Origin of the sequence: Rugamonas aquatica (assembly GCF_009380215.1) — a bacterium.
Taxonomy (GTDB): Bacteria; Pseudomonadota; Gammaproteobacteria; order Burkholderiales; family Burkholderiaceae_D; genus Rugamonas; species Rugamonas aquatica_B.
This window is the reverse complement of record NZ_WHUG01000010.1, coordinates 69,283-94,559: the sequence shown is the minus strand read 5'-3', so window position 1 is coordinate 94,559 and position 25,277 is coordinate 69,283. Positions and strand designations below refer to the sequence as shown.

At 64.1% G+C, this 25,277-nt stretch carries 26 protein-coding genes; 10 read left to right on the top strand and 16 right to left on the bottom strand.

Going from position 1 to position 25,277, the window contains the following annotated elements:
- Positions 1-77 precede the first annotated feature (77 nt).
- Together GEV02_RS22225 and GEV02_RS22220 are read left to right on the top strand one after the other, a co-directional pair.
- Complete coding sequence (locus GEV02_RS22225) at positions 78-1,265, top strand: cation:proton antiporter (RefSeq protein ID WP_152840145.1); 1,188 nt, start codon at positions 78-80, stop codon at positions 1,263-1,265.
- 1 nt (position 1,266) lies between these two features.
- Entirely contained in the window at positions 1,267-2,385 is a 1,119-nt protein-coding gene (locus GEV02_RS22220) for a YbdK family carboxylate-amine ligase (protein ID WP_152840144.1), read from the top strand.
- 16 nt (positions 2,386-2,401) lie between these two features.
- Here the strand turns inward: GEV02_RS22220 and GEV02_RS22215 are convergent, their stop codons facing one another.
- From GEV02_RS22215 to GEV02_RS22200, 4 genes are all read right to left on the bottom strand, one after another.
- On the bottom strand, positions 2,402-2,992 hold the full coding sequence (locus GEV02_RS22215) for an ORF6N domain-containing protein (protein WP_235922881.1): 591 nt from the start codon (positions 2,990-2,992) through the stop codon (positions 2,402-2,404).
- Positions 2,993-3,094: 102 nt separating this feature from the next.
- Positions 3,095-3,829: a transporter substrate-binding domain-containing protein gene (locus tag GEV02_RS22210; protein ID WP_152840143.1), complete on the bottom strand. Its 735-nt coding sequence runs from the start codon at positions 3,827-3,829 to the stop codon at positions 3,095-3,097.
- 71 nt (positions 3,830-3,900) lie between these two features.
- A complete protein-coding gene (locus GEV02_RS22205) occupies positions 3,901-4,878 on the bottom strand; it encodes a gamma-glutamyl-gamma-aminobutyrate hydrolase family protein (RefSeq protein ID WP_152840142.1) in 978 nt (325 codons plus the stop codon).
- A 63-nt stretch (positions 4,879-4,941) separates the two neighbouring features.
- Positions 4,942-5,841 (bottom strand): LysR family transcriptional regulator, encoded by a 900-nt coding sequence (locus GEV02_RS22200; protein WP_328595890.1) that lies wholly within the window; start codon positions 5,839-5,841, stop codon positions 4,942-4,944.
- A 223-nt stretch (positions 5,842-6,064) separates the two neighbouring features.
- Between GEV02_RS22200 and GEV02_RS22195 the strand changes: the two genes are divergently transcribed.
- Positions 6,065-7,042, top strand: a complete 978-nt coding sequence (locus GEV02_RS22195; protein WP_152840141.1) for an Lnb N-terminal periplasmic domain-containing protein — start codon at positions 6,065-6,067, stop codon at positions 7,040-7,042.
- A gap of 33 nt (positions 7,043-7,075) precedes the next feature.
- Positions 7,076-7,624, top strand: coding sequence for a TIGR01244 family sulfur transferase (locus tag GEV02_RS22190; RefSeq protein ID WP_152840140.1), 549 nt, complete (start codon positions 7,076-7,078; stop codon positions 7,622-7,624).
- 159 nt (positions 7,625-7,783) lie between these two features.
- Here the strand turns inward: GEV02_RS22190 and GEV02_RS22185 are convergent, their stop codons facing one another.
- From GEV02_RS22185 to GEV02_RS22150, 8 genes are read right to left on the bottom strand one after another with little or no spacing between them, the layout of a single operon-like run.
- Positions 7,784-8,485 carry an ABC transporter ATP-binding protein gene (locus GEV02_RS22185; RefSeq protein WP_152840139.1) on the bottom strand — a complete coding sequence of 234 codons (702 nt, stop codon included), beginning with the start codon at positions 8,483-8,485 and terminating at the stop codon, positions 7,784-7,786.
- Positions 8,478-9,191 carry an ABC transporter ATP-binding protein gene (locus GEV02_RS22180; RefSeq protein WP_152840138.1) on the bottom strand — a complete coding sequence of 238 codons (714 nt, stop codon included), beginning with the start codon at positions 9,189-9,191 and terminating at the stop codon, positions 8,478-8,480. Before GEV02_RS22180 ends, GEV02_RS22185 begins: the two co-directional genes overlap by 8 nt.
- On the bottom strand, positions 9,184-10,116 hold the full coding sequence (locus GEV02_RS22175) for a branched-chain amino acid ABC transporter permease (protein WP_152840137.1): 933 nt from the start codon (positions 10,114-10,116) through the stop codon (positions 9,184-9,186). Before GEV02_RS22175 ends, GEV02_RS22180 begins: the two co-directional genes overlap by 8 nt.
- Positions 10,117-10,151: 35 nt before the next feature.
- Positions 10,152-11,024, bottom strand: coding sequence for a branched-chain amino acid ABC transporter permease (locus tag GEV02_RS22170; RefSeq protein ID WP_328595889.1), 873 nt, complete (start codon positions 11,022-11,024; stop codon positions 10,152-10,154).
- Between the two features lie 6 nt (positions 11,025-11,030).
- On the bottom strand, positions 11,031-12,185 hold the full coding sequence (locus tag GEV02_RS22165) for an ABC transporter substrate-binding protein (protein ID WP_152840136.1): 1,155 nt from the start codon (positions 12,183-12,185) through the stop codon (positions 11,031-11,033).
- A gap of 22 nt (positions 12,186-12,207) precedes the next feature.
- Positions 12,208-13,755 (bottom strand): class I adenylate-forming enzyme family protein, encoded by a 1,548-nt coding sequence (locus tag GEV02_RS22160; protein WP_152840135.1) that lies wholly within the window; start codon positions 13,753-13,755, stop codon positions 12,208-12,210.
- Positions 13,755-14,909, bottom strand: coding sequence for an acyl-CoA dehydrogenase family protein (locus tag GEV02_RS22155; RefSeq protein WP_152840134.1), 1,155 nt, complete (start codon positions 14,907-14,909; stop codon positions 13,755-13,757). Before GEV02_RS22155 ends, GEV02_RS22160 begins: the two co-directional genes overlap by 1 nt.
- Positions 14,910-14,957: 48 nt before the next feature.
- Positions 14,958-15,284: a flagellar basal body rod C-terminal domain-containing protein gene (locus GEV02_RS22150; RefSeq protein ID WP_152840133.1), complete on the bottom strand. Its 327-nt coding sequence runs from the start codon at positions 15,282-15,284 to the stop codon at positions 14,958-14,960.
- Between the two features lie 139 nt (positions 15,285-15,423).
- Between GEV02_RS22150 and GEV02_RS22145 the strand changes: the two genes are divergently transcribed.
- From GEV02_RS22145 to trxC, 6 genes are all read left to right on the top strand, one after another.
- Positions 15,424-16,293, top strand: coding sequence for a substrate-binding periplasmic protein (locus GEV02_RS22145; protein WP_152840132.1), 870 nt, complete (start codon positions 15,424-15,426; stop codon positions 16,291-16,293).
- Positions 16,294-16,382: 89 nt separating this feature from the next.
- Positions 16,383-18,017 (top strand): OFA family MFS transporter, encoded by a 1,635-nt coding sequence (locus GEV02_RS22140; protein WP_152840131.1) that lies wholly within the window; start codon positions 16,383-16,385, stop codon positions 18,015-18,017.
- Positions 18,018-18,104: 87 nt separating this feature from the next.
- Entirely contained in the window at positions 18,105-18,974 is an 870-nt protein-coding gene (locus tag GEV02_RS22135; protein WP_152840130.1) for an ABC transporter ATP-binding protein, read from the top strand.
- Positions 18,971-20,542 (top strand): hypothetical protein, encoded by a 1,572-nt coding sequence (locus GEV02_RS22130; RefSeq protein ID WP_152840129.1) that lies wholly within the window; start codon positions 18,971-18,973, stop codon positions 20,540-20,542. The genes GEV02_RS22135 and GEV02_RS22130 overlap by 4 nt, the downstream gene beginning before the upstream one ends.
- Before the next feature lie 186 nt (positions 20,543-20,728).
- The gene (locus GEV02_RS22125; protein ID WP_235922880.1) at positions 20,729-21,322 is read left to right on the top strand and encodes a phasin family protein; all 594 of its coding nucleotides are present in this window, start codon (positions 20,729-20,731) and stop codon (positions 21,320-21,322) included.
- A gap of 120 nt (positions 21,323-21,442) precedes the next feature.
- Positions 21,443-21,904 carry a thioredoxin TrxC gene (gene trxC / locus GEV02_RS22120; protein ID WP_152840127.1) on the top strand — a complete coding sequence of 154 codons (462 nt, stop codon included), beginning with the start codon at positions 21,443-21,445 and terminating at the stop codon, positions 21,902-21,904.
- A 16-nt stretch (positions 21,905-21,920) separates the two neighbouring features.
- Here trxC and GEV02_RS22115 read toward each other — a convergent pair whose 3' ends face one another.
- The 4 genes from GEV02_RS22115 to mdcE are packed head-to-tail and all read right to left on the bottom strand — an operon-like array spanning position 21,921 to position 25,264.
- On the bottom strand, positions 21,921-22,904 hold the full coding sequence (locus GEV02_RS22115; RefSeq protein ID WP_152840126.1) for an ACP S-malonyltransferase: 984 nt from the start codon (positions 22,902-22,904) through the stop codon (positions 21,921-21,923).
- Complete coding sequence (gene mdcB / locus GEV02_RS22110; RefSeq protein ID WP_152840125.1) at positions 22,901-23,860, bottom strand: triphosphoribosyl-dephospho-CoA synthase MdcB; 960 nt, start codon at positions 23,858-23,860, stop codon at positions 22,901-22,903. The genes GEV02_RS22115 and mdcB overlap by 4 nt, the downstream gene beginning before the upstream one ends.
- Positions 23,857-24,564: a malonate decarboxylase holo-[acyl-carrier-protein] synthase gene (gene mdcG / locus GEV02_RS22105; RefSeq protein ID WP_235922879.1), complete on the bottom strand. Its 708-nt coding sequence runs from the start codon at positions 24,562-24,564 to the stop codon at positions 23,857-23,859. Before mdcG ends, mdcB begins: the two co-directional genes overlap by 4 nt.
- Positions 24,548-25,264 (bottom strand): biotin-independent malonate decarboxylase subunit gamma, encoded by a 717-nt coding sequence (gene mdcE / locus GEV02_RS22100; RefSeq protein ID WP_152840124.1) that lies wholly within the window; start codon positions 25,262-25,264, stop codon positions 24,548-24,550. Before mdcE ends, mdcG begins: the two co-directional genes overlap by 17 nt.
- Between the last annotated feature and the right edge of the window lie 13 nt (positions 25,265-25,277).

The following is a 25,277-nucleotide window of genomic DNA, read 5'->3' as shown; positions in this document are numbered from 1 at the left end:
TATATGTTCCTTAGCGCACGGTGAGAATCGCCGTAATTGTTCAGAATTGTACAAGTATCTTTAAAAAGGAGAAGTACATGCCGGATATTCAGGTCATCATGACCGAACTAGGCTGGCCCTTGGCAATTGCATTGGCCTGGCTGTCGGGAGAACTCATGCACCGCTGGACCCGTTTGCCGCGCATCAGCGTCTACGGTCTGGTAGGTTTTTTCATGGCGCAGGCCTTGCCGGCCGCGCTGAGCAGTGGCGCATCGAGCAATGTGACCATGTTGGCCAATCTGGCCTTCGGACTGATACTGTTTGAATTCGGTTATCGCATCAACCTGAACTGGTTGCGCATCAATCCCTGGATCGCCGTCAGCGGCCTGGCCGAATCGGCCGCCACCTTCGGCGTGGTCTACCTGATCTCCCATCTGACCGGCATGCCGTCGTTGACCTCGCTGCTGCTGGCGTCGCTGGCCATGTCGACCTCGCCGGCCGGCGTGCTGCGCGTGATTAACGAGGAAGACAGCGCCGGCCAGGTGACCGAGCGCGTGCTGCATCTGGTCGCCATCAACTGCGTGCTGGCGGTGTTCGTGTTCAAGGTGGTGGTCGGCTTCTGGGTGTTCCAGACGTCCGGCAGCCTGACGCAGGCCGTATCGCACAGCCTGATCGAGTTGCTGGTGTCGGCCGCCATGGGCGCGGTGCTGGGCTTCATCGTGCCGGCCGTGCTGCGGCGCCTGGGCGCGATCGGGCAGGATGGCACCATCGCCTTCGCGCTGGGCGTGATCCTGCTGGTGGCGATGGCGCGCGCCTTCGACGTCTCGCCGGTGCTGGCGACGCTGACCTTCGGCCTGGCCGCGCGCCACAGCCGCGTGGCCTTCAGCCGCACCGAGCGCAACTTCGGCGGCATCGGCGAACTGCTGACGGTGCTGCTGTTCGTGTTCGCCGTGTCCACGCTGGAGTGGGAGCGCGTGGTCGCCGGCCTGGGCCTGGGCGTGGTGCTGCTGCTGGCGCGCTTCGTGGTCAAGGCGGCTGCCGTGGCGGCGTTCTCGCACGCTGGCGGCATTTCGTGGCGCAAGGGGCTGCTGACCGGGATCGCGCTGTCGCCGATGTCGGTGTTCGTCACGCTGCTGCTGGAGCAGACTAAATACATGGGTATCGTGCTGGTCGATGAACTGGCCGCGCTGGCGGCGATGACGCTGTTGTTGGAAGTGGTAGGCCCCATCGTCACCCAGCGGGCGCTGATCTGGGCCAACGAAACCCCGGCTGAAGAGGAGCACTAACATGCCATTGGAACCATTCAAATCATCGCAGCCGCTCACCATGGGCGTGGAGCTGGAGCTGCAACTGGTGAGCCTGTCGGACTTCGACCTGACGGCGTCCAGCCCGGACCTGCTGCACCTGTTGAGCCGCAAGCCTTTCCCCGGCAACGTCACGCCGGAAATCACCGAGAGCATGATCGAGATTAACAGCGACGTGCACACCAACCACGGTGAGCTGGTGTCGCAGCTGCAGGTGATACGCGACACGCTGGTGCAGGCCGGCGAACAGCTCAACATCGGCATCTGCGGCGGCGGCACGCACCCGTTCCAGAAATGGTCGGACCGCCGCATCTTTGCCAAGCCGCGCTTCAAGGAAGTATCGGAGCTGTACGGATATCTGGCTAAACAGTTTACGATTTTCGGCCAGCACGTGCACATCGGCTGCGCCTCGGGCGACGATGCGCTGTTCCTGCTGCATTCGCTGAGCCGCTACGTGCCGCACTTTATCGCGCTGTCGTCGTCGTCGCCGTATGTGCAGGGGAATGACACGCTGTTCAACTCGGCGCGTTTGAATTCCGTGTTTGCCTTTCCGATGAGCGGGCGGGCGCCGTTCATGCAGCGCTGGTCGACCTTCGAGCATGAGTACTTCTCGAAGATGGAGCACACCGGCGTCATCAAGAGCATGAAGGACTTTTACTGGGATATCCGGCCCAAGCCGGAGTTCGGCACCATCGAACTGCGCGTGTGCGACACGCCGCTGACGGTGGAGCGGGCGGCGGCGCTGGCCGTGTATCTGCAGGCGCTGTGCCGCTACCTGCTGGAGCGGCGCGAAGAGGCGCCGGCCGAGGATGACTATCTGGTCTACAACTACAACCGCTTCCAGGCCTGCCGCTTCGGCCTGGACGGCACGCTGGTGCATCCGAAGACGTATGAGAGCCTGTCGCTGCGCGAAGACATCCTGACCACGCTGCGCAAGATGGAGCCGCACGGCGCCGCGCTGGGCGGCACGGCGGGCTTGCAGCATCTGATGCAAGTCACGCACGAGGGTAGCGACGCCCACTACCTGCGCCAGCAGTTTGACCGCAGCGGCAGCGCCGAAGGTATGGTGGACGCGGCGATCCAGCGTTTCCGGGGCTTGTGATCGGTGAAGGGAGAATCTATTTCTTCCTCTTCACCGGCCTATCGTCGGGGGTGACGAAGCCGATGAGGCGCTTGGGCACCGTCGGCGGAGGCGTCATCAGTTCGCGCAGCGTGTCGATGATCTGCTTGAGTTGAACGCGGGTATTGTGTTCGAAGGCTTCTTGCTTGAACGAGATCAGGTTAGTCCTTTTCTCCAATTCATCCAGTCGAAGCGCCAGTTCCTTGTTCGAGACCACCAGCTCGCGCAGATGCACAAAGGCTCGCACCACGTAGACGCCCATCTCGATGGCCTGTGGAGATGCGAGCACATTGGCGGCCTGGATGGCACCGTGTTCGGTGAATGCATACGGCAGCGATTTCGAAAATTTTAGTTTGGAGAGGTGGTCACAGTTTGTGACCACCTCCTGTTTTTCGGCGGCGGTGAGCTGGAACATGAAGTCTACCGGGAAGCGTTGAGTATTGCGCTTAACCGCCTGGTTGAGCGCTTTGGTCGGCACGCCATACAACTCTGCCAAGTCGACATCGATCATGACTTTCTGGCCGCGAATGAGCTGGATGCGGCTTTCGATGCGGGCCGGCGGCATGGTGAGTTGGTCAGGGAGGGGCATGAGTGAAAACCATGGTATGGCAAGCCTCATACTGTACCCCCTGTTTTGAGCGGGTATTAGATCTTCTGCAAACTGCTTCCCGTTTTAAACGATTGATGGAAACTATTTAAGCGTGATCGCCTTGTTGAGGCGGTTGATGACATCGTCCGGCACAGCCTTGCTGCACATGATGTGGCGTTCGGGGCCGTGCGGCATGTCCTTGAAATGCAGCAGGCGCAGGTTGCGGGTCTGTTCGCTAGGATGGTGGGCCATGATGTAATGGCCTTCATCTTCGGAGACGAACATCATGTCCACCACACCCTTGGCGATCGACTGCACCATCTTGCCTGAGGCGGCTGTGGAGATCGCCAGGCTGGCACTGCGCGGCGCCAGCAGCTTGTCCAGCTCGGTGCCGTAGGAATAGTTATCCTTGACCAGGATGCGGGTTTCCGGCCGCTGCAACAATGCGCGCAAGGTCGTATCGCCGCGCGCCGCCAGGGCCGCGTTGGCCAGCACCATCCAATCCTTGTCGCGGTAGATCGGCTTGGTGAATTTGGCGAAACCATCCCGCTCCGCCGTCCAGAACCAGCCGACCGCGCAGTTCAGCGCGCTGGCGTCGTGGACCATGATCAGTTGGCGGTTGGTCGGCACGTTGTGCCAGACCACCGGGATGCCGGCGGTCTTGAAGGCTTTGGCGGTGGGTGCGCCGGTCAGGCCGCTGGGGGCGCCGTCCGCCATCGGGATCATGTAGGGCGGGCGTTCGCTATAGCCGACGTTGATGGTGTTTTCTGCAGCGCAGCCCAAAGGCAGCAGCAGGCAGCTGACAGCGATCATGGTGGCGCTACGCGAACCCGTCATGGAAGACCTCATCGGTGTAAGTCATGAGTTTACACCCGGCAAGCAGCCCCGGCCAGCAATTTTGCGGCGGCCTAGAAGCGTGTCTCGCGCGCCACGCGCAGGAAGTTGTCGAGGATGGCGGTACAGTCGAGCAACTCGACGCCGCCGGCCTGATGGAATTCCGGATGCCACTGCAAGCCCATCACAAACGGCGCCTTGCGGTAGCGGATGGCCTCGACCATATTGTCCGGCACGGACAAGGCTTCCACCGCCATATCGCGCCCCAGCGTCTTGACGGCCTGATGGTGGATGGAGTTGACCAGGCCGGCGCTCTTGCCCTTGAACAGCTTGGACAGCGAAGAGCCGGCCGGGAAGGCGACTTCGTGGCGGTTGCGGTCGTAGTCGTCGTTGACGTGGGCCAGCGAATCGGGCACGTCGGAAGCGATGTCCTGGTACAGCGTGCCGCCGAAGGCCACGTTGATTAACTGGCAGCCGCGGCAGATGCCCAGCACCGGCTTGCCCGCTTCGACGAATTCATGCAGCAATTCCAGCTCATACATATCGCGCGCGCGGTCGCCGCCCCATTCGGGACGGGTCGGCGTTTCCGAATAGCTTTGCGGCGAGACATCGGCCCCGCCTTGCAGCACCAAGCCGTCCAGATGCTTGGCGTAGTCGCGCAGGCGGATGTTGGACGGGTGCAGCAGGCCGTCGGTATTGACGGTCGGGATCATGAACACCAGCACATCGCGCGACATCACCCACTGCGCGATCGACTCTTCCAGATATTGCAGGTTCTTGCTGCGCAGGCCGGTGGCGCCAGGCTCGGGGTGGAAGATGCGGGCCGACACGCCGATGTGCAGCGGCCGTTGAATGATGTGACGCGTGGCGGCAGCCGCGATGCGGCGGTAGCGCGCCATTAGCACGCGGCCCCACAGGGTGAAGACAGTGTCGCCCGGGTCCAGATAACGCGGCGTGCCGACATCCGGGCGCGGCGCGCGCCGGTCGTGATCGGTGCTGCGACGGTGCTGCGACGCTTGTGCTTGATCGTTGTCGTCCGGTCCCGCGCTCATGCCATCCTCGTTGACTATCTACAGGCGTCCAGTGTGCCACATGCCGGCGCCATCAGTCGCCCGCTACGACGCCGGATGGAGTTCGCGGACGAGAGCGTCGGCGAAGGCCGACACCAGCGGCTCGGCCTGACGCCGGCTGGCCAGGCCAACCTTGGTCAACAGGCCGCCGCCCGACAGCGGAATGAAGCGCACGCCGGCCGGCGCCATCAAGCGCATGCACTCGGGCACGATGGCGATGCCGAGGTTGGCCTCGATCAGGCTCAGTTGCGAGGACTTGCGCGACAGCACCCGCGCCTGCTTCGGAAAGAACCCCTGGTCCAGGCACAGATTCGCCACCAGATAGCTCAGGCCGCCCCGGCTCTTGTGCGGGATCGAAATGAAGGCTTCGTCGTGCAGGTCGGCCAGCTCGATATTGTCCAGCGCCGCCAGCGGCGAATGCTGCGACACCGCCACCACCAGCCGCTCCGTCGCCAGCTCGCGCACCTGGATGTGCGGATACTTGCGTAAGGTCGGCATGCGGATCAGGCCGATATCGGCGCGGCCTTCCTCGATATCCATGGTCTGGTCTTCCGACGGCGCCATCGAGATTTCCAGCGTCACGCCTGGGAACTCCGCCAGCAGGCGGCTCAGCGCGCCCGTCAGCGCCGGCGTCAGGATCACCGAACTGGAATGCTGCAAGCGGATCAGGCCTTGCGCGCCCAGGCCCACCTGGCGCGCCTGCACCACCGTATGGTCGATATCGTCGAGGATGCGCTTGCTGCGTTCGAAGAACAGCTGGCCGGCCGGCGTCAGCTCGATATGGCGCGAATCGCGCGTGAGCAGCTGGGTTTGCAGCTCGTCCTCCAGCTCCTTGATCTGCCGGCTCAGCGCCGACTGCGCGATGTACAGCTTCTCCGCCGCGCGCGAGTAGCTGCCGGCCTCCACGATCTCTACAAAATATTTAAACTGTTTAAGTGAAATCACCGTTATGCCGTTTCGAGATAGATGGCCGCCGTATTTGATATTGGATTGATATGCGCGGCGCCGTTAAAGTGAAGCGTCTCTTCTACCTTTACGGGAACCGCCATGTTGGTACTTATCGGAATAATTGGCGTGGTCGTGAGTATTGCATTAAAAGTAATATGCGTCCAGATCGGCTGCGGGAGCAGTGTCGACGATAAAGAGGATTAAGCCCCTATAATCGGGGATGATAAAAAAATACCTGACTCTCGCCGGCAAGCTGTGCGCCGCGTTCGTGGCGCTGTGCCTGTCGCTGTGGGGCGTCGGCGCGTTGTGGTTCCAGGCCGCGCCTGCTGTGGCGCTGATCTGGGCCGCTGCCAGCATGGTAACGCTGGTGCTGTGGTGGTGGCGCCGGAATGCGCGCATGCTGCTGCCATGGCTGGCGGCGGTCGTGTTGATGATGGGATGGTGGAGCACCATCAAGCCCAGCCATGAACGCGTGTGGGCTGATGATGTGGCGCGCATGGTCACGGGGAAGGTGCAGGGCAGTGTCGTCACGCTGGACCAGGTGCGCAATTTCGACTGGCGCAGCGATGCGGACTACACGCAGCGTTGGGAGCAGCGGCAGTATGATCTGAGCCAGTTGCAGTCGGTCGATGTGGCGCTGTCGTACTGGATGGGGCCGGCCATTGCACACACGCTGGTGTCGTTCGGCTTTGCTGACGGGCGCTATCTGACGTTCTCCATCGAGATCCGCAAGGAGCGCGGCGAGAGCTTCGACGCCATCGCCGGATTCTTCAAGCGCTTCGAGACGGTGCTGATCGCCGCCGACGAGCGCGACATCCTGCGCGTGCGTACCAACGTGCGCGGTGAGGACATGTATCTGTACCGGCTGAAGATGCCGCCGGAGGCGATGCGTTCCTTGTTCCTGTCCTATCTGGACGAAGGCGCGCTGCTCAAGCGTGAGCCGCGCTTCTACAACACGCTGATCGCCAACTGCACCACCATCGTCTTCGAGATGGCGCGACGCATCGATCCCGGCTTGCCGCTGGACTGGCGCTTGCTGGCGTCGGGCTATCTGGACCGCTACCTGTTCGATATCGGCGCGCTGGCAGGGCAGGGTGGCTTCGACTCGCTGCGGCAGCAAGCCCACATCACCGCCAAGGCGCGCGCGGCGGACAAGGCGACAGATTTTTCCGAACGCATCAGATTGCATTTAAAATAACTGTTTTCAGTTCATTGGTGCACAATTTAAACGATGAAAACTTTTCTTTTTTCCGTCTTGGCCGGCATTGGAATTGTATTGTGCTTGGCAGGCTATTTCCATTTGAAAAATTCGCCGCTTGCGCCGGTTAACCAACTCACGCCAGACATCTCCGTGACGGAACAGATCAAACAGCAGGCGATAGGCAAGCTCAAGGAGCGTGGCTTTGCCACGATAATTGATTTGCGCCCAGATGGGGAGGCCGTTGATCAGCCTACGTCGACGGCGATGTCGGTTGCGGCGAAGGCCAACAACATCAAGTTTTACTACGTGCCTGTGCCACACGGCGAGATTCCACAACAGTCCGTTGCACAGCTTGCAGAAGCGCTGAGAAACGCTCCGAAGCCCATTCTGATGTACTGCAGAAGTGGAAAACGAGCGGTAAGAACCTGGAGCCTGGTCGAGGCATCAAGAGCAGGTGGGATGGACGTAAATTCCATCATGGCTGCCGTTAAGCAGGGCGGTCAGTCGGCAGACGACCTTGAGCAAGACATCATGCGGCGGATTTCTGAGCGCCCATCTATATCGGGTGAAAAACGATGAATGACACTGCACAAGTTCCTGCTTCGTCGATTGGCAATATTCTTTTCAAGAGTGTCCTCGTCATCGCTGGGGTGGGGATTGGAGGAATCATCGGCCTGATCGTCGCGTTGTTCACGGGTTTAATTGAAATCACGTGCTAGCCTTTAAGTGGCCTGCATTTCAGCGCGCAAAGTAAAGGTCGTGGAGGTGCTGGAGCTTGACCTCGGATGCCGATTGGGACAGGGCTACGCGTCCGCTTTGCATCAGGTAGACATGATCTGCTACGGCCACCGCGCGCTCGGTATTTTGTTCGACCAGCACGATGGTGCGGCCGCCGGCTTTGAGGCGTTCCAGTATCTCGAACAGTTCGTTGACGATCAACGGTGCCAGGCCTAGCGAAGGTTCGTCGATAATCAGCAGGCGCGGATCGGACATCAGGCCGCGTGCCATTGCCAGCATTTGCGCTTCGCCGCCGGACAACGAGCCGGCCAGTTGCGTGCGCCGTTCGCGCAGGCGCGGGAACATCTCGTAGGCTTCTTCCAATCGCCGCTTCACATGCTGGCGGTGCGATTTGTGGAAGGCGCCCATGATCAGATTCTCTTCCACGCTCATGTCGCGGAAGACCATGCGGCCTTCGGGGATCATGGCGATGCTATGGTCCGCCATTTCCCACGTCGGCGTTCCGTTCAAGCGCTCTCCGTTCAAGCGGATCTCGCCGGCGGTCACTGGCACCAGTCCCATGATCGCGCGCAGCAGCGTGGTCTTGCCGGCGCCATTGGGGCCGATGATGGTGGTGAGCTTGCCCGCTTCCGCTTTCAGCGACACATCCCACAACACGTTGATCGCGCCATAGCCTGCGCGTACCTGGTCCAGTTCAAGCATGCGCCGCTCCGGTGTAGCTTCGAATAACTTCCGGATCGTTGAACACGGCTTCCGGCGTACCGTCCGCGATCAACTGGCCGAAGTTGAGCACCACCACCCGCTGGCACAAGGAGTTGATGGTCTCGATATCGTGCTCGATGATGACGATCCCCACGCCGAAGCGCTCGTGCATCTCCTTCAGCATGCCCATGAAGCGCCGCTTGCCGCTGGTCTCCAGGCCCGCCAGCACTTCGTCCAGCAACAGCAGCTTGGGCGTGGTGGCCAGCGCCTTCGCCACCTCCAGCGCTTTCAACTCGGTCAGCGCCAGCTCGGTGGCGGCATCGCGGTGCGCCTTGTCGGCCAGGCTGGTGAACTCCAGGATCTCATCGATCTTGTCGTCGTCGATCTTGCCGGTGCCGAAGCGCTGCGCCACCACCAGATTCTCGCGCACCGTCAACTCGTGCATGGGCTGCGGGATCTGGAAGGTGCGGCCTATGCCCAGCCGCGCGCGCCGGTAGATCGGTGTGCGGATCACGTCCTGGCGGTCGAAGCGTATCGTGCCTCCCGTCGGCCGCACCAGGCCGGAGATGGCGTTAAACAGCGTGGTCTTGCCGGCGCCGTTGGGGCCGACCAGGCCGACCACGTCGTGCGTGCCGACCGCCAGGGTGACGGCGTTGACCGCCGTGAGGCCGCCAAAGCGTACCGAGAGATTGTTCAGCTCAAGCATGGTCTTTCCTCCGCAGCAGGGCGAGCAGGCCGGTGGGACTGAAGATAATCATCGCTACCAGCAGTCCGCCCAGCACCAGTTGATGCCCGGTCGGGATCAGGGTCTTGAACACCAGTTGGTCCAGCAGGTACACCACCAGCGCGCCGACCACCGGCCCTGCGATGGTGCGGTAGCCGCCGAAGATAGCGGCGACGATGGGCAGCGTTACCCACAGGCCGTTGAAGGCGTAGTCGGGTTCGAGGAAGTTGATGTAATGGGCGTTGAACGCGCCCGCCACGCCGGCCATGAAGGCGGATACCATCAGCATCAGGCCTTTGAGCAAGGTGCTGTTGACGCCGACCACGCGGGTGGCGTCCTCGCTGTCGTGCATGGCGCGCAGGGCGGTGCCGTAGTGGCTGGCGCGGATGGCGCGGTAGGCCAGCGCGAACGCCAGCACGATGGTCAGTATCGTCAGATAGGCGCCGGTCTTGCCGCTCATGTCGTAGCCGAGGATGGTCGGCAGGCCGGGGATGTTGGCGATGCCGCCGGAGCCGCCGGTGAGCGAGGTCCATTCGGTGGCGAGGATGCGGAAGATGTGGGCGTAGGCCAGAATCGCCAGCGCGAAGTAGGGGCCGCGCAGCCGCAGCACCGGCAGCATCACGACGGAGGCGAGCAGTGCGCCGATGCCGCCCAGCGCGATCCCGGCCAGCACCGGCACGCCCAGTTTGACGGTGACGATGGCCGAGACGTAGGCGCCCACGCCGAAGAAGGCGCTGTGGCCGAAGCTGACCATGCCGCCCAGGTTGCCCAGCAGCGCCCAGGATAGGGCGACGCAGCCGATCACCATGGCGGCGACGATCAGGCTCATGATGTAGTTGTCGGCGCCAAGCAGCATGGGCACGGCGCCGCAGGCCGGCAGCATGGCCCAGGTTTGCCAGCGCTGCATGGGTCCCCGCTTCCGCGGGGACGACGGGAGGTTGCTCATCCGCGTCTCCTTGTCGCGCCCATCAGACCATTCGGCATCACGAACAGCACCAGCAGGAACAAGGTCATGCCGGCCAATTCCTGAAGGGCCGAACTGGCCAGAGTGACGGTCAGCGCTTCGGCCACGCCAAGCAACACGGCGCCTATCAGCACGCCGGGGATGGAACCCACGCCTGCCAGCACGGTGATGATGAAGGCCTTGACCGTCAGCGCGCCGCCATACGCTGGCTGGATCACGCCGTAGCTGTACAGCGCCACGCCTGCAAACCCGGCCAGCATGCCGGCCACGATGAACGACACCAGCTCCGTGCGGCCCGGTGCGATGCCCATCAATTTGGCCGCGTCGCGATTGCTGGACACGGCCCGCAGCGCGCGCCCGTACCAGCTGCGCGACAGCCACCACCACAAGCCGCCCATCAGCAGCAGGCTGACCACGAAGAAGATCAATTCACTGCGCATGCTGTACAGCGGCCCGACCACGAAGGCCTCCTGCAACCAGCTGGAACTGGTCGAGCGCACATCGGCCTTCCAGATCAGCAGTATCAGGTTGGTCAGGATTACGCCGATGCCGAAGGTGAGTATCAGCGAGTTGATCTCGCGGTCCTGCTTGATGCGGCTGACGATCCAGTACACGCCGGCCGACGTCGCGCTGACCACCAGCAGCGCTATCGGTATCGCCCATGCCGGATTGAGCCCCAGCCCAGACTCCACCGAGTAGGCGATGTAGGCCGCCAGTAGCACCAGCTCTCCGTGGGCCAGGTTAATCACCCGCATGGTGCCGAACACCAGCGCCAGGCCCAGCGCGATCAGTGCGTAGGAGCCGCCCTGCAGCAGGCCGGAATACAGCGCCTGGAGTATCAGTTCCGTCACGACGGCTTACCAGGGCAGGCCGGGATACACCATGCTGCCGGTCGCCGTCTCCTTGGGCCAGACGATGACGATGTTCTTGCCCTGGTGCTGGCCCATGCGGTGCACGAAGTTGGGGTTGTCACCGTTGGCGCCGAACTGCACCCGGCCGATCAGCGTGTCGCGGTCGGTCCTGCGCAGCTCTTCGGCCACGCCGCCTTTCTTCACCGTGCCTTTGTCGGCGGCGCGCGCGATGGCTTCGAACAGCAGCATCGATTGCACATAGCCGAACTGGCCGAGATAGTCCGGCTCCTTCTTGTACAAGGCCTTGTAGGCCTCGGCGAAGGCCTTGCCGTCCGCCGTGTCGAAGTGGGCGGGGAAGGGCAACAGGGCGGTGCCGTACACATTGGGCATCAGGTCCGGAAACTCGGACGCCATCTTCGGCGTCGCCAGCGACCACACGCCTATCATCGCCTTGACGGACGGCTTGAGCACGCGCGCGGCGCGCAGGATGCCGACGTAGTCGTTCTCGTAGCCGACCATCAGTATCGCTTCCGATTTGTCCTGCAGCTTGATCTTGTTGATGATCGGCTTGAAGTCGGTGATGGCCGGATCGAAGGAATGGGTGACGGCCTTGACGCCTTTGGCCGTCAACACCTTCTGCACCGAGTTGGCCAGGTCGGACGTGGCTTCCTTGGTCGAGAACACGATGGACACCGATTTCACGCCCATGTCCGCCAGCAGTCCCTGCACGGCTTTTTCATAGCCGGCGGTGTTATTGATGCGGAAGAAGTTCTTGCGGCCGCTGTTGACCAGGCTATCGTCCACGCCGCCGGAGGTGATGTAGACCAGTCCCAGTTTGTTGGCCGCGTCGGAGGCGGGGGAAATGTTGTTGGAGCCGTAGCCGCCGGTGATCGCCACCGCGCCCTGGCTGGCCAGCTTCTCCACCGCCGCTACCGCCTTGGCCGGCGCCGATTCGTCGTCGATGGTGATGATCTTGATCTTGTGTTTGCCGTTGGTCTTGTTGAACACTTCGGCGGCGACCATCACGCCTTCCTGCATGCCGGAGCCGACGCGGGCCAGCGTGCCGGTCAGCGGCAGCTCCGCGCCGACCGTGAATTCCTCGGCGCTTGCGCCGCCTGCCATTGCCATCGCGATCAGTGCCGCGATTGTGATGTGTTTCATGCCGGTCTCCCCCTTGGTATGGTTATCTTTGTGCCAGTTGCCGCAGCTGCCCTTTTAATATTTTTCCGGTGGCCGCCGCAGGCAAGGCGGGCATGACGATGATCTCGGACGGGCATTTATACGGCGACAGCTGGCCCGCCAGGTACTGCTGTAATTCTTCTGGCGTGACGTGGCGGCGCGGATCGATTTCGACGAAGGCCACCACTTCCTCATTGCCATCGGCCGCGCCACGCCCCACCACGGCCGATTGCGTTACCGCCGGATGTGCGTTCAGCACCGTCTCCACTTCCAGCGGATAGACGTTGAAGCCGGAACGGATGATTAACTCCTTGGTGCGGCCTATGATGAACAAGGCGCCATCGGCATCGCGGCGGGCGACGTCGCCGGTGTTGATCCAGCCGCCGTCGCGCATCGTTGCCTCTGTCAGTTCCGGCTCGCGGTAGTAGCCTGCCATGATGTTGGGGCCGCGCACCCACAGTTCACCGGCGGCGCCGTCCATCGTGTCGGCGCCGCCGGCATCGACCAGGCGCACTTCAACGCCGGGGATAGCGTGGCCCACCGAGTCGTCGCCGCGCGGCTGGTCCAGGCGCGTCTGGCTGATGGTGGGAGAGGTTTCGGTCATGCCGTAGCCGTTATGCAGCGTCAGGCCGAACAGCTGTTCCACCTGCGCCTTCAGGCTGGGCGCCAGCGGCGAGCCGCCGGCGTAGATGAAGCGCAGCCGTGACGCCAGCTGCAGGCCGGAGCCGCCTTGCGTCTCCAGCAGGCGCGCGTACATGGCGGGCACGCCCTGCAGTATCGTCAGGCCATCGTCGCGGATCGCTTTCAGTACAGCGCCCGGTGTGAAGCGCGGGCACAGGTAGAGGCAGGCGCCCGCGTACAAAGTGCCCAGCATGACCGAGGCCAGGCCGTAGACGTGGGTGATGGGCAGCACGCCGTAGGCCCGATCGGTCGGCGTCAGGCCGCGCAGGGTGCTGGAGACGGCGGCGATGAACAGCAGATTGCGGTGCGTGAGCATCACGCCTTTCGGCTGGCCGGTGGTGCCGGTGGTGTAGATCAGCGCCGCCACCTGTTGCGCCGACGAGGCATGCACCGGCTCCGGCGCGCAGTCGGGATTGAGGGCGCCGATCATCCACGGACCGAACGGCGAGGGCGCGCTCACGGCGCCATGGCGCAGGCCATGCGCCGCAGTCTCCGATGCGGCGTCCGGCGCCGACGTGTAGATCACGCGTCGCGCACCGCTGTGATCGCGGATCTGGTCCACCTCGCGAGCGGACAGGCGGCCGTTGACGTTGACGATCCACGCGTCCACCTCGGCGGCGGCGAAGATCAGCGCCACCTGCGCCGCGCAGTTTTCGCCGACCACCATCAATCGGTCGCCGGGCCGTATCTGCAGGGCGCGCAGCTGCGCCACGGTGGCGTCGATGGCGGCCGTCAGCTCGGCGTAGGTCCAGTGGCGCGCGCCGTCGTGCAGCGCCCAGGCTTGCGGCGCGTGCTCCGCCCAGCTGCGCGGGATGACGCTCAGGCGTTGCGGCAGCGTGGCCAGTATCCGGGCGGTGTCGATGGCGTCCATCAGCCCTCGGCCGCCTTGATCATGTTGCGGGCAATGACCAGTTGCTGGATCTGCGAGGTGCCTTCGTAGATGCGGAACAGCCGCACGTCGCGGTAGAAGCGCTCGGCCGCGTAGTCGGACATATAGCCCGCGCCACCGTGGATCTGCACCGAGCGGTCGGCCACGCGGCCGCACATCTCGGAGGCGAACAGCTTGCAGCACGAGGCTTCGGTGGAGATGTCCTCGTGGTTGTCGCGGCGGCGGGCGGCGTCCAGCACCATGCTGCGGGCGGCGTAGATTTCGGCCTTGCTGTCGGCCAGCATCGCCTGGATCAGCTGGAACTCGGCGATCGGCTGGCCGAACTGCTGGCGCTCCATCGCATAGCGCAGCGCGTCGTCCAGCATGCGCTCGGCCACGCCGACGCAGATCGCCGAGATGTGCAGGCGGCCCTTGTCCAGCACCTTCATGGCGGTCTTGAAGCCCTGGCCTTCCTTGCCGCCGATGATGCTGGCGGCGGGCACGCGGCAGTTTTCGAAGATCACGTCGCAGGTGTGGGCGCCGCGCTGGCCCATCTTCTTGTCCGTCTTGCCGAGCGAGATGCCGGGCGTGTCGCGTTCGACGATGAAGGCCGAGACGCCGCTAGGGCCCTTGCGGTTGCTGTCGGTGCGCGCCATCACGGTGAACACGCCGGCTTCCGGTGCGTTGGTGATGTAGCGCTTGGTGCCGTTGATGATGTAGTGGTCGCCGTCGCGCACGGCGGAGGTCTCAAGCGCGCCGGCGTCCGAGCCGTGGCCGGGTTCCGTCAGCGCGAAGGCGCCGACGATTTCGCCGGATGCCATGCGCGGCAGCCAGGCGTTCTTTTGTTCTTCGGTGCCGTCGATCAGTATGCCCTGCGAGCCGATGCCGTTGTTGGTGCCGAACAGCGAGCGGAAGGCGGGCGAGGTGCGGGCGATTTCAAATGCGGCCAGCACTTCCTCTTCCATGGTCAGACCCAGGCCGCCGTATGCTTCGGGGATGGAGAGGCCGAACAGGCCCAGTTCGCGCATCTGCGCCACCAGCGTTGAAGGGATTTGGTCGGTGTCGGCCACGAGCTGCTCGTTCGGCACCAGTTGTTCGCGCACGAAGCGGCGGATACTATCCAGCAGGATGTTGAGCGTTTCCTGGTCTCTTATCATGGTCTCCCTCTTCGGAAGACTTCAATGTGCCGATTCGGCCAGACCCTGTCAAGCTTTGGTATTGATTAAGGTGCCGAGATTCTGGTCGGCGGCCTGGATCACCTTGGCCGACAGGTCGAACTGCGCCTTGTAGATCAGCGAGTTGGTGGTTTCGGTGGCGAGGTTGGTGCCGCTGGGCGCGTCCGTCGCCTGCAACTGCTGCGCCTGGAAGGAGATCGAGACGCCGCTGCCGGCCGGGGCGTTTTCCTGGAACGTCGCATGCGTCGGCTGGAAGCCTTGCGTGCCGATGTTGGCGATCGCGTGCGCGCTGTTGCCCAACGCGCGTTCGGAGGCGTTGAGACCGGTGATTCCTGAGCTGAGTGCGGCGATGGCCATGATATTTCCCTTCGGCAAGTAACGAAAGTGTACACCGTTCTGCTGCGCCGTGCACAGATTTGATTAAAATTTCAGCAGACTTGACGCCGCCGGGCAACTGGGTGAGTATTGATATACAGACACTTTCCGAGCGAAATACATGCCTATCCTGCGTCGCCTGCTATGTGCCTGCCTGCTCCTGGCTGCGGCGGCCGCGATGGCTGAGCCCATCGTGGTCCATTACCCGCGCGCCGAGAGCATCGACGACGAGCGCGGCGAGTACGGCCTGGCGCTGCTGGAGCTGGCGCTGGCCAAGTCCGGCGGCAGCTACCGCGTCGAGCTGTCGCCGACGCGCATGCAGCAGAACCGGGCGCTGGTGGAGCTGCAATCCGGCTCGGGCCGTATCGACATCGTCGGCACCATGACCTCGGCCGAACGCGAGGAGGCGCTGCTGCCGGTGCGGATACCGATGACGCGCGGCCTGATCGGCTGGCGCATCGGCCTGGTGCGCGCCGACCACAAGGACTTGCTGCGCGATGTACGCACGATCGACGACCTGAAGCGCTACACCACCGCCCAGGGCCACGACTGGCCGGACCTGCAGATCCTGCGTCACAGCGGGCTGAAAGTGCATCCGGTGGCCGTCTATAGCGGCCTGTTCGGCATGCTGAACGCCGGCCGCATCGACTGGGCGCCGCGTTCGGCCAACGAGATCTGGGCCGAGGCCGCCCGCCATCCCGAGCTGGCGATCGATCCCTACATCGTGGTCCACTATCCGACCGCCGACTATTTCTTCGTCAACCGCAGCAATCCGGCCCTGGCCGAGGCCGTGCGGACGGGGCTGGAGGCGGCGCTGGCCGATGGCAGCTTTGAACAGTTGTTTTATCTGCACTACGGCCGCCTGCTGCGCAACGCCCGCTTCGAGCATCGGCTGGTGATCCACCTTCCCAACCCGCTGCTGACCCCGCAAACCCCGCTGAACCGCAAGGAATTGTGGTTCACGTTAGACGATTTGAAACGCTACCCGTAAGACAAACCCACTTGCTTTGTGCTACCCTCCCGCCCTTAGTTGTTTTGGGGAAACATGTACTTCAGTTACATGAAATATGGGAGTTACACATGGCATTTTTTGATTTTCTGGATAAGGAGCGGACGGTAGCTGGGTCCGGTTTCAATCGTTGGCTGGTGCCGCCTGCGGCGCTGGCCATCCACCTGTGCATCGGCATGGCTTACGGCTTTTCCGTGTTCTGGCTGCCGCTGTCGCGCGCGCTGGGCATCAAGGAGTCGCTGGCCTGTCCGGCCGACATGGACTTGATCGCCAAGATCCTGTCGTCGAGCTGCGATTGGCAGATCTCGATGCTGGGCTGGATGTACACGATGTTCTTCGTCTTCCTCGGCCTGGCCGCGTGGCTGTTCGGCGGCTGGCTGGAACATGCGGGCCCGCGCAAGGCCGGCGTGGTATCGGCGGTGTGCTGGTGCGGCGGCCTGGTGATCTCGGCGCTGGGCGTTTACCAGCACCAGATCTGGCTGATGTGGCTGGGCTCCGGCGTGATCGGCGGCATCGGCCTGGGCCTCGGCTACATCTCGCCGGTGTCGACGCTGATCAAGTGGTTCCCGGACCGCCGCGGCATGGCGACCGGCATGGCCATCATGGGCTTCGGCGGCGGCGCGATGATCGGTGCGCCACTGGCCGACAAGCTGATGAAGTTCTTCGCCACGCCAGACTCGGTCGGCGTGTGGCAGACCTTCCTGGTGATGGCGGCGATCTACTTCGTCTTCATGATGGCCGGCGCGCTGTCGTACCGCGTGCCGCCGACCGGCTGGAAACCGGCCGGCTGGACGCCGCCGGCCAAGGCCAGCGCCAACACCATGATTACCACCCGCCACGTCCACGCCAGCAAGGTGTGGGGCATACCGCAATTCTGGCTGGTGTGGCTGGTGCTGTGTCTGAACGTGACGGCCGGTATCGGCATCCTGGGCATGGCCTCGCCGCTGCTGCAGGAGATCTTCGCCGGCCAGCTGCTGGGCGTGAACGTCGCGTTCAACGACCTGACGCTGGCGCAGAAAGGCCAGATCGCCGCGATCGCCGCCGGCTTCACCGGCCTGCTGTCGCTGTTTAACATCGGCGGCCGTTTCGTCTGGGCTTCGTGCTCGGACTTCCTGGGCCGCAAAGCCACCTACGGCATCTTCTTCGTGCTGGGCATCGCGCTGTACGGCCTGATTCCATCGATGGCGCATGGCGCGCAGCTGGCGCTGTTCGTCGGCTTCTTCTGCATCATCCTGTCGATGTACGGCGGCGGCTTCGCCACCGTGCCGGCCTACCTGGCCGACTTGTTCGGCACCCAGATGGTGGGCGCGATCCACGGCCGCCTGCTGACCGCATGGTCGGTGGCCGGCGTGTTCGGTCCTCTGCTGGTGACCTACATCCGCGAGTACCAGATCGCCCAGGGCGTGCCGAAGGCGCAGGCCTACGACATCACCATGTATCTGCTGGCGGGCCTGCTGGTGATTGGCCTGCTGTGCAACCTGATGGTGCGCCCGGTGGCCGACAAGCACTTCATGACCGAGGCCGAACTGGCCGCCGAAAAGAAGCTGGCGCACGAGCGCGACGCGGCCGCATCGACCGGCAACGCCGTCGCGTCGAACGGCGTCACCAGCCCGGTGGCGGTGGCCTTCGGCTGGCTGGCGGTCGGCATTCCGCTGGCGATCGGCGTATGGCTGACGGTGCAAAAAGCTGCCGTGTTATTTAAATAACACAGTAGAATAGGGCGTCCGTCTGCGGGGCCGGCTCCAGCATTGTGCTGGGCCGGCCCCGCTTTCATTTCCAGGAGCCCTTTGTACATGCTTGAATTGCGCAATGTCGTCAAAAGTTATACGAAGAACGTGCGGGCAGTCGACGACGTCAGTTTGAATCTGCCGGCCGGCGTGGTCGGTCTGATCGGCCACAATGGCGCGGGCAAGACCTCGCTGATGCAGATGATCGCCACCCTGACCAAACCGACCAGCGGCCAGATCCTGTTCGACGGCGCCGACATCGTCAAGCAGCCGGACGCGATACGCGGGCGGCTCGGCTTCCTGCCGCAGGACTTCGGCGTGTACCCGAACCTGACCGCGCTGGAATTCCTGCAGTACTTCGCGGCGCTGAAGGGCGTGCGCGATCCGGCGCGCTTGCGGATGCTGCTGGAGATGGTCAACCTGCACGAGCATGCGCACCGCCAGGCGGCCGGCTTCTCGGGCGGCATGCGGCGGCGGCTCGGCATCGCGCAGGCGCTGCTCAACGATCCCGATGTGCTGATCGTCGACGAACCGACCGCCGGCCTCGATCCCGAAGAGCGGCTGCGCTTCCGCCATCTGCTGTCGGAGATCGGCTTCCGCAAGCTGGTGATCGTGTCGACCCACATCGTGTCCGACATCGAGAACATGGCCAGTCACCTGGCCATCATGAACAAAGGGAAGCTGGTGGCCTACGATACGCCGGACAGTTTCGTGCAGACCGCGCGCGCCCAGGTATGGTCGGTGACGGTGGAGGCGCAGCACTACGAAGCCTTGCGCGCCGAGGTGCAGGTGCTGCAGGCGCAGCGCAACGAGCAGGGCATCCACTTGCGCATCTCCCATCCCTCGTCGCCGTGCGCGGGCGCGGTGCCGGCCGAGCCGACGCTGGAAGAGGCGCTGATGACGCGGCGCTACGCCGTGCAGGAAGCGGTGGCATGAACGCGCTGGCATTGAAGCTGTTGCTGCTGACCGAAGTGCGGCTGCGCATGCGCCGCACCGGCACGCTGGTGGCCGTGCTGGCGCTGATCGTCCTGACCTGGCTGATGGTCGGCGATCCCGCTGGCAGCCAGGTGATGCTGGTGGCCGACAATGCGCGCGTGGCCTACACCAGCACCAGTCTGGCCTTGGGCAGCGCGGGGCTGGGCGGCTTGTTCTTCGGCCTGGCGGGCTTTTATCTCGCGCGCGGACGCATGAGCGAGGACGTGCGCAGCGGCGCGGGTTCGGTGCTGGCGGCCACGCCGGTGAGCAGCGTCGTGTTCCTGCTCGGCCGCTGGCTGGGCAGCGTGGCTTACCTGTGCGGCCTGCTGGTCATCTTCATGCTGACCATGCTGGTGCTGCACATGGTGCGGGGCGAGGGACCGATACAGCTGCTGGTCTACGGCCAGATGTTCGCGCTGGTGATGCTGCCGCTGGTGTTCTTCACCGCCGCGATGGCGCTGCTGTGCGACGCCTGGGCGCCGCTGATGGGCAAGCGCGGCGACGTGCTGTACTTCCTCCTGTATCTGACGCAGATGGCGCTGCCGATCGCAGTTTCGGCCGAAGGCCGCTACGGCTGGACGCCTTTGCTGCTGCTGGATTTCTCCGGCCTGGGGGCCACGGTGCTGATGATCAGGGAGACCATCCACAGTTCCAGTTTCGCGCTTGGCGGCGGCAGCTTCGATGCGACGCTGCCGCCGGTGTATCTGCCGACGTGGCTATGGTCGGCGCAGCTGGTGTTCACGCGGCTGGGCTGCGCGCTGCTGGCCATGCTGCCATTGCTGCCGGCCTTCTGGCTGTTCCACCGCTTCTCGCCGGACCGCGTCAAGGTGCGGGCGGCGGGCGGCGGCTGGTCGCCGCTGGCGCTGGCCAACCGCATGCTGCGGCCGTTGACGCGGCTGGTGCGGCCGCTGTTTGCGCTGGCGTCCCGCGTGCCGGGCCTGGCCGGCCAGGCGCTGGCCGTGCTGGCGCTGACGCTGATGTCCAATCCTGCGGCCATCCTGGCGGCGCTGGTGCTGCTGATCGTGGGCAGCTTCGTGCCGGCCCTCGCCCTGGGCGGCGTGACGATCGCGGCCATCGCCATCTGGGGCATCCTGGCCAGCGACATCAGCGTGCGCGACCACCAGCATGATGTGGCGGCGATGAGCGGCGCGGCGCCGGGCGGCAGCGGCCGGCGTTACGGCGCGCAGTTGCTGGCTTCCTGCCTGCTGGCGCTGCTGTTCGCGGCACCGGTGCTGGTGCGCTGGTCGATGGCGGAGCCGCTGCGCGCTGCCGCGCTGCTGACCGGCGTGGTGACGCTGGCCGGCACGGCCAGCATCTTGGGCAGCCTGAGCGGCACCGCGCGCGCCTTCCTGGCCTTGTTCCTGTTCGGCCTGTATGTGGCCACGCAGGCGGCTAAGGTGCCTGCGCTGGATGTGGTCGGTTTCAACGGCGTGGCCAGCGTGCAAACGGTGAGCGTGCAGTTGCTGCTTGGCGTACTGCTGACCATAGGCGGTCTCGGCTATCAACGGTGGCGGAGAGCGCGGGACTGAAGAGAAGAGGGATGGCACACCTTTGATCTAGATCAGAGGTCGCCGGACTGTCTAACGTAGCCTTGGCATTCGCGCTGCAGACGCGTCGTCGAAACCGGTTCGACACCCCCAGGCCATCCTTACTTTCTTTTCGAGGCATTTATGTATCCATTTTCCCAAATTGTTACCCCAGCAGCCAAAAACCATATGGAAGCCCAATTGTCGTTCTTCAACGACATGTCGAAATCCCTGTTCCGTACCGTTCAGCAGTACAGTGATCTGAATATTCAACTGGCTCAAACCATGCTGGAAGAAAGCACGACGGCGGGCCAGCACGTCATCACCGCGCATCGCCCGACGGAAGCGTTTGCCGCTGTCGCCGCGCATGCACAGCCTGCGGCGGAAAAGCTGCGCGCCTATCAGCAGCATCTGTCGCGCATCGCTGCGGACACCCAGGTCGATCTGTCCAAGGTGGCGGAAGAGCATGTGCAGGAAACCAGCCGCACCGCCAAGGCGTTGGCCGATGAAGTGGCCCGCGTGACGTCGGAAGAAGCGGAAAAAACGCTGCGCAGCCATCAGGATGCGGTGGAACGCTTCAGCGATCCGTTCGCCAGCCATGCGGACGGCATGCGTCAATCCCGCGGCAACGAAATGCGCGGCAGCTCGACCATGCAAAGCGCCGGCACCAACGGCACCGAAAGCCGCGAAGGCAGCATGCAGGGTGGGCAAGCCTCCCAGTCGCAGACTGCCGCTCAGGCAGCGCAAGCCGGCAAGCAAACCAGCACCCGCAAAGAAACCTGAACCGGGCAACGAAGCCGATAGCATGTGATCTTCGCCGCCGCCGCGATTCGACTCGCGGTGGGCGGCATTTTTTTTGTCCTTGCTTTATCATGGGCGGTTTGATGCTGTCTGGAGATAAAGATGACGAATACCACCGCCGCGCAGCCTGAGTCGCTGCACATTGTTTGCCCTCATTGCGACGCCGTGAACCGGGTGCCTGCCGCCAAGCTGGCGCAACAGCCTGTGTGCGGCAAGTGCCAGAAGGAGCTGTTCACCGGGCAGCCGCTGGATTTGTCGGCCGCGCGCTTCCTCAAGCATATCGAACGCAGCGATATTCCTGTGCTGGTGGATTTTTGGGCGCCATGGTGCGGGCCGTGCAGGACGATGGCGCCGTTCTACGCGCAGGCGACGCAGCGGCTGGAGCCGCAGTTCCGTGTGGTGAAACTGAACACGGAGGAAGCGCAGGAACTGGCGGCGCGCTATGCGATCCGCAGCATTCCGACGCTGGCCTTGTTCAAGGGCGGGCGCGAGGTGGCGCGGCAACCGGGCGCGATGGATGCGTCCAATATCGTCGCCTGGGCGATGCAGAATAATCGCGCTTGAGTTCTATCGCCGTTCGTTATTCGGCTGCGCGTTCCAGCCATTTGCGGATGCCGTCCAGCGTGCGGAAGTCGGCCACGGAGCGGGTGTTGATATGCGGGTGGCGGCTTTGCAGCATGCGCGATAGCGCGGCGCCGGGGCCCATTTCCAGCGCGTAGGTGATGCCGGCTTCGGCGGCGGCGTCCATGCAGGCGGACCAGTGGATGGTTTCGGCCAGTTGGCGCGAGAGCTGGTCCACCGCTTGCGTTTTGGTGTTGACGGTTATCGCGGCTATGCCTGCCAGTACGGGCGCGCTCATGGTTTGGAATTCTGTTCGTTGCAAGGCTGCGGCGAAGGGCGCGACTGCGGCCTGCATGTACGGCGTGTGCGAGGCCACCTCCACCGGCAGGCGGGTGCTGCGGCCGCCGGCTGCGTGCACCGCTTGCTCAAGCGCTTGTACGCGGTTGGCCGGGCCGCCGGCGATGCAGGTGTCGTCGCCGTTTTCTATGCTCATGTAAAAGGCGTGTTCGGCAAGGAGGGATGCGGTGCGGGATAGCGCCAGGCCGGAGATTGCCGTCAGCGTTTGACCTGGCAGCGCTTGTGCGCAGTCGTCCATCAGTTGTGCGCGTTCTGCGGCTAGCCGCACTGCCGTCTCGGGCGTCCAGGCGCCTGCGATGCCGTATGCGGACAGCTCGCCGATACTGTAGCCTGCCACCAGCGCCGGTGTCGGCGCGAACTCGCGTATCGCCGCCCACATCGACAGCGTGGCCGCTACGATCAGCGGCTGGGCGTTGCGGTTGGCGTAGATGTCCACGCCGCTGGCCAGCGTCAGGTCTGTTGGCGGCTGGTTGGCCGACGGCCTGTCGGGCCGCGCCGGGGCGGCCAACGCGAGGCTGGCCAGCTGCGCGCTGGCGTCGTGACCTGCCGGGCTGCTGCGCGCCAGGTCGAACATCGCGGCGTGCTGTCCGCCCTGGCCGGGGCAGAGCAGCAGCAGGCGGGATTGGACGCCATAGGACATCGTCATCGCTGGCCGCAGTCCATCGCGGTAATGGCTTGCACCAGGCAGCTGGCGGCCAGCAGGTCGGCCGCACCGCCTGGCGAAAGGCGCTGTTGGACGAATGCCTGGTGACTGTCCAGCGCCTCTGTGCACCAGTCGGCGTTGGCTGTACCGCCAAGGTCGATAAAGCGCTGGGCGTGTGCGCGCACGGTCTGCGCGCCTTGCGGGCCGGCGCGGTGGTAGACGTTGCTGTCGTTGATGCGGGCCATCAGCGTGAACAGGGTGTCGATGCGGGCATGCGTCATGCTGGCGCCGCGAGCGCGCGCGGCCAGCAGCGCCGGCACGCCGATCTCGAACACCGAAGGCAAGCCAAGCGCACCTTCTTCCCGCGCACCGCTGACGGCATAGCGCGCCGCGACCCGCAGGCCGTTGCTGAGGCCCGCCGCTGGCGCATCGGCCCGTGCATCGGTTGGCGCGGCATGCATGGCCAGTTCCTCGCCCCAGCGTATCAGCATGGCTGCGCGCAGGGCGACTGGCGTCATGGGTGTGCCTTGCGCGCGGGCGCGGCCGGCGGTTGCGCACAACAGACCCAGGCTGAAGATCGCACCGCGATGCGTGTTGATGCCACACGTCGCCTCAAGCATCGAGGCCTCCGCTTCAATGCCCAGCTGCTTGAGCCGCGCGAACGGCGCATCATGCCATCCTGCCAGACAGATTTTCTTGAAGTAGTGCCGCAACGAGAACAGGCTGCGCATGAAGGTCAGCGCGTTCATGTCGTCATGACTGCCTGTATCCACCAGCGACACCAGCCCAGGCTTGGGGTACAGGCAAAGCTCCGCGTACAGGCTGCGAACCGCAAGCCGAGCGACCTCGCAGGCGAAGTCCCGCTGTGCTGCGCGCCCCAAGGCGGCGGGAACGCCTGCCCGCATACGCATCGCGGCGCGGGCAGGGGTTGCGATCAGGCGGGACGTGGTACGCATCATGCCTGCTCCAATGTCGCCAGCAGCGACGCGGTATCCATCAGCCGCACCGCATGCAGCTCCTTGACGATCACACGGGCCGGATTGGTCATCGCCATCTGCCACTCCTTCCACGACACCGCCAAACCACCGGGAAAGACGATCTCGCCATCAAGCGGCAAATGCGCGCCATGCCGCGACAGCAGCGTCACGCCGTCCTCCAGCTGCTTGGGGCTGCGTGGATGGAACAGGATATCGATATCGGAAGCGGGCGTCAGATACAGCAGCCCAGTCAGCACCTGCATCGCCAACGATCCATAGATGCGCAGATGCAGATGCTTGGCCTCCTTCTCCAGCGCCGTCAGCGCCTCGCGCCACGGCCCGGCGTAGCGCAATGCCGAGCGCAGTTCCACCGCAGCCGATGTCCGGCTGATCTCCAGCGCCGGTGCGGACAGGGAGATGCGCACTTTTCCGCCGGTGCGCTCGTCCGGCGGCAGCGGCAGGCCGAGGCAAACGTCGCTCGGCTGCGCGCCGACATCGAAGCGCCGCACCACAGCCGGCCAATCCTGGCCCTGCCACAGCGTCAGCGCGGCCCGATGTTGCGGCTGCGCCGCGCGCAGCACTGCCAGCCATCCCTGCTCGGAAAGCCAGGCCAGCATATGCCGCTCAAGACCGCGCACGGCGATCCCCGGCTGCGGCACAGGCGCCGATTTAGTCGACGCGGACATGACCATCCGTCATCACAGCCTCGATCACCGGCTGCGCCCAACGCCGCCCGCCACGCTGCAAACCCAGCGCGCTGCGCTGATCGCCATCCGGCGCAGCAGCAAGCGCGGTACACAGATGCGCCGCCAGATCGCCTTCCCAGATCGCCTCCAGGCCACCCATGCGCAGATAGTTTTCCGGCCCCGGCGCAAACACCGGATTACTCTGCGCCAGCTCCGTCAATCTCTCTTCCGACACCTTGGTGATGCGCGCCATCGCCGGCAAACCCATCACGCGGATGGTCGCATCGGGCAGGGCATAGCAGGCGTCCGCCATCAGGCCGCTGGTGATAAAGCCGCCGGACAGCGCCTGGTCGTACACCAGACCGATAATCTTGTGACCCTTGCGCCGCGCCAGATCCACGCATTTGCCCAAGTGCGCCATGTAGCTGTTGATGCCCAACATCTCATCGCGATGGCGCAGGCGCTGGCCCTGCGTATCGATCAGCATCAGTATCGGCATGCCGGGAAATTCGCGCACCGTGCGCAGGATCGCCTTGGCCTGCGCCAGCGCGATCTCCACGCCGATCGGCGTATGGCCGGTGGTGCCGATCACCGCCAGCGCCTGTCCATCCACCTGCGCGCTACCGCACAGGAAATCGTTCTGCTCGACGATGGCATGCCCTTGCGGGAACAGCGTGTCCGCCAGTTTTTTCCAGTCCATGTGTTGACGCTCC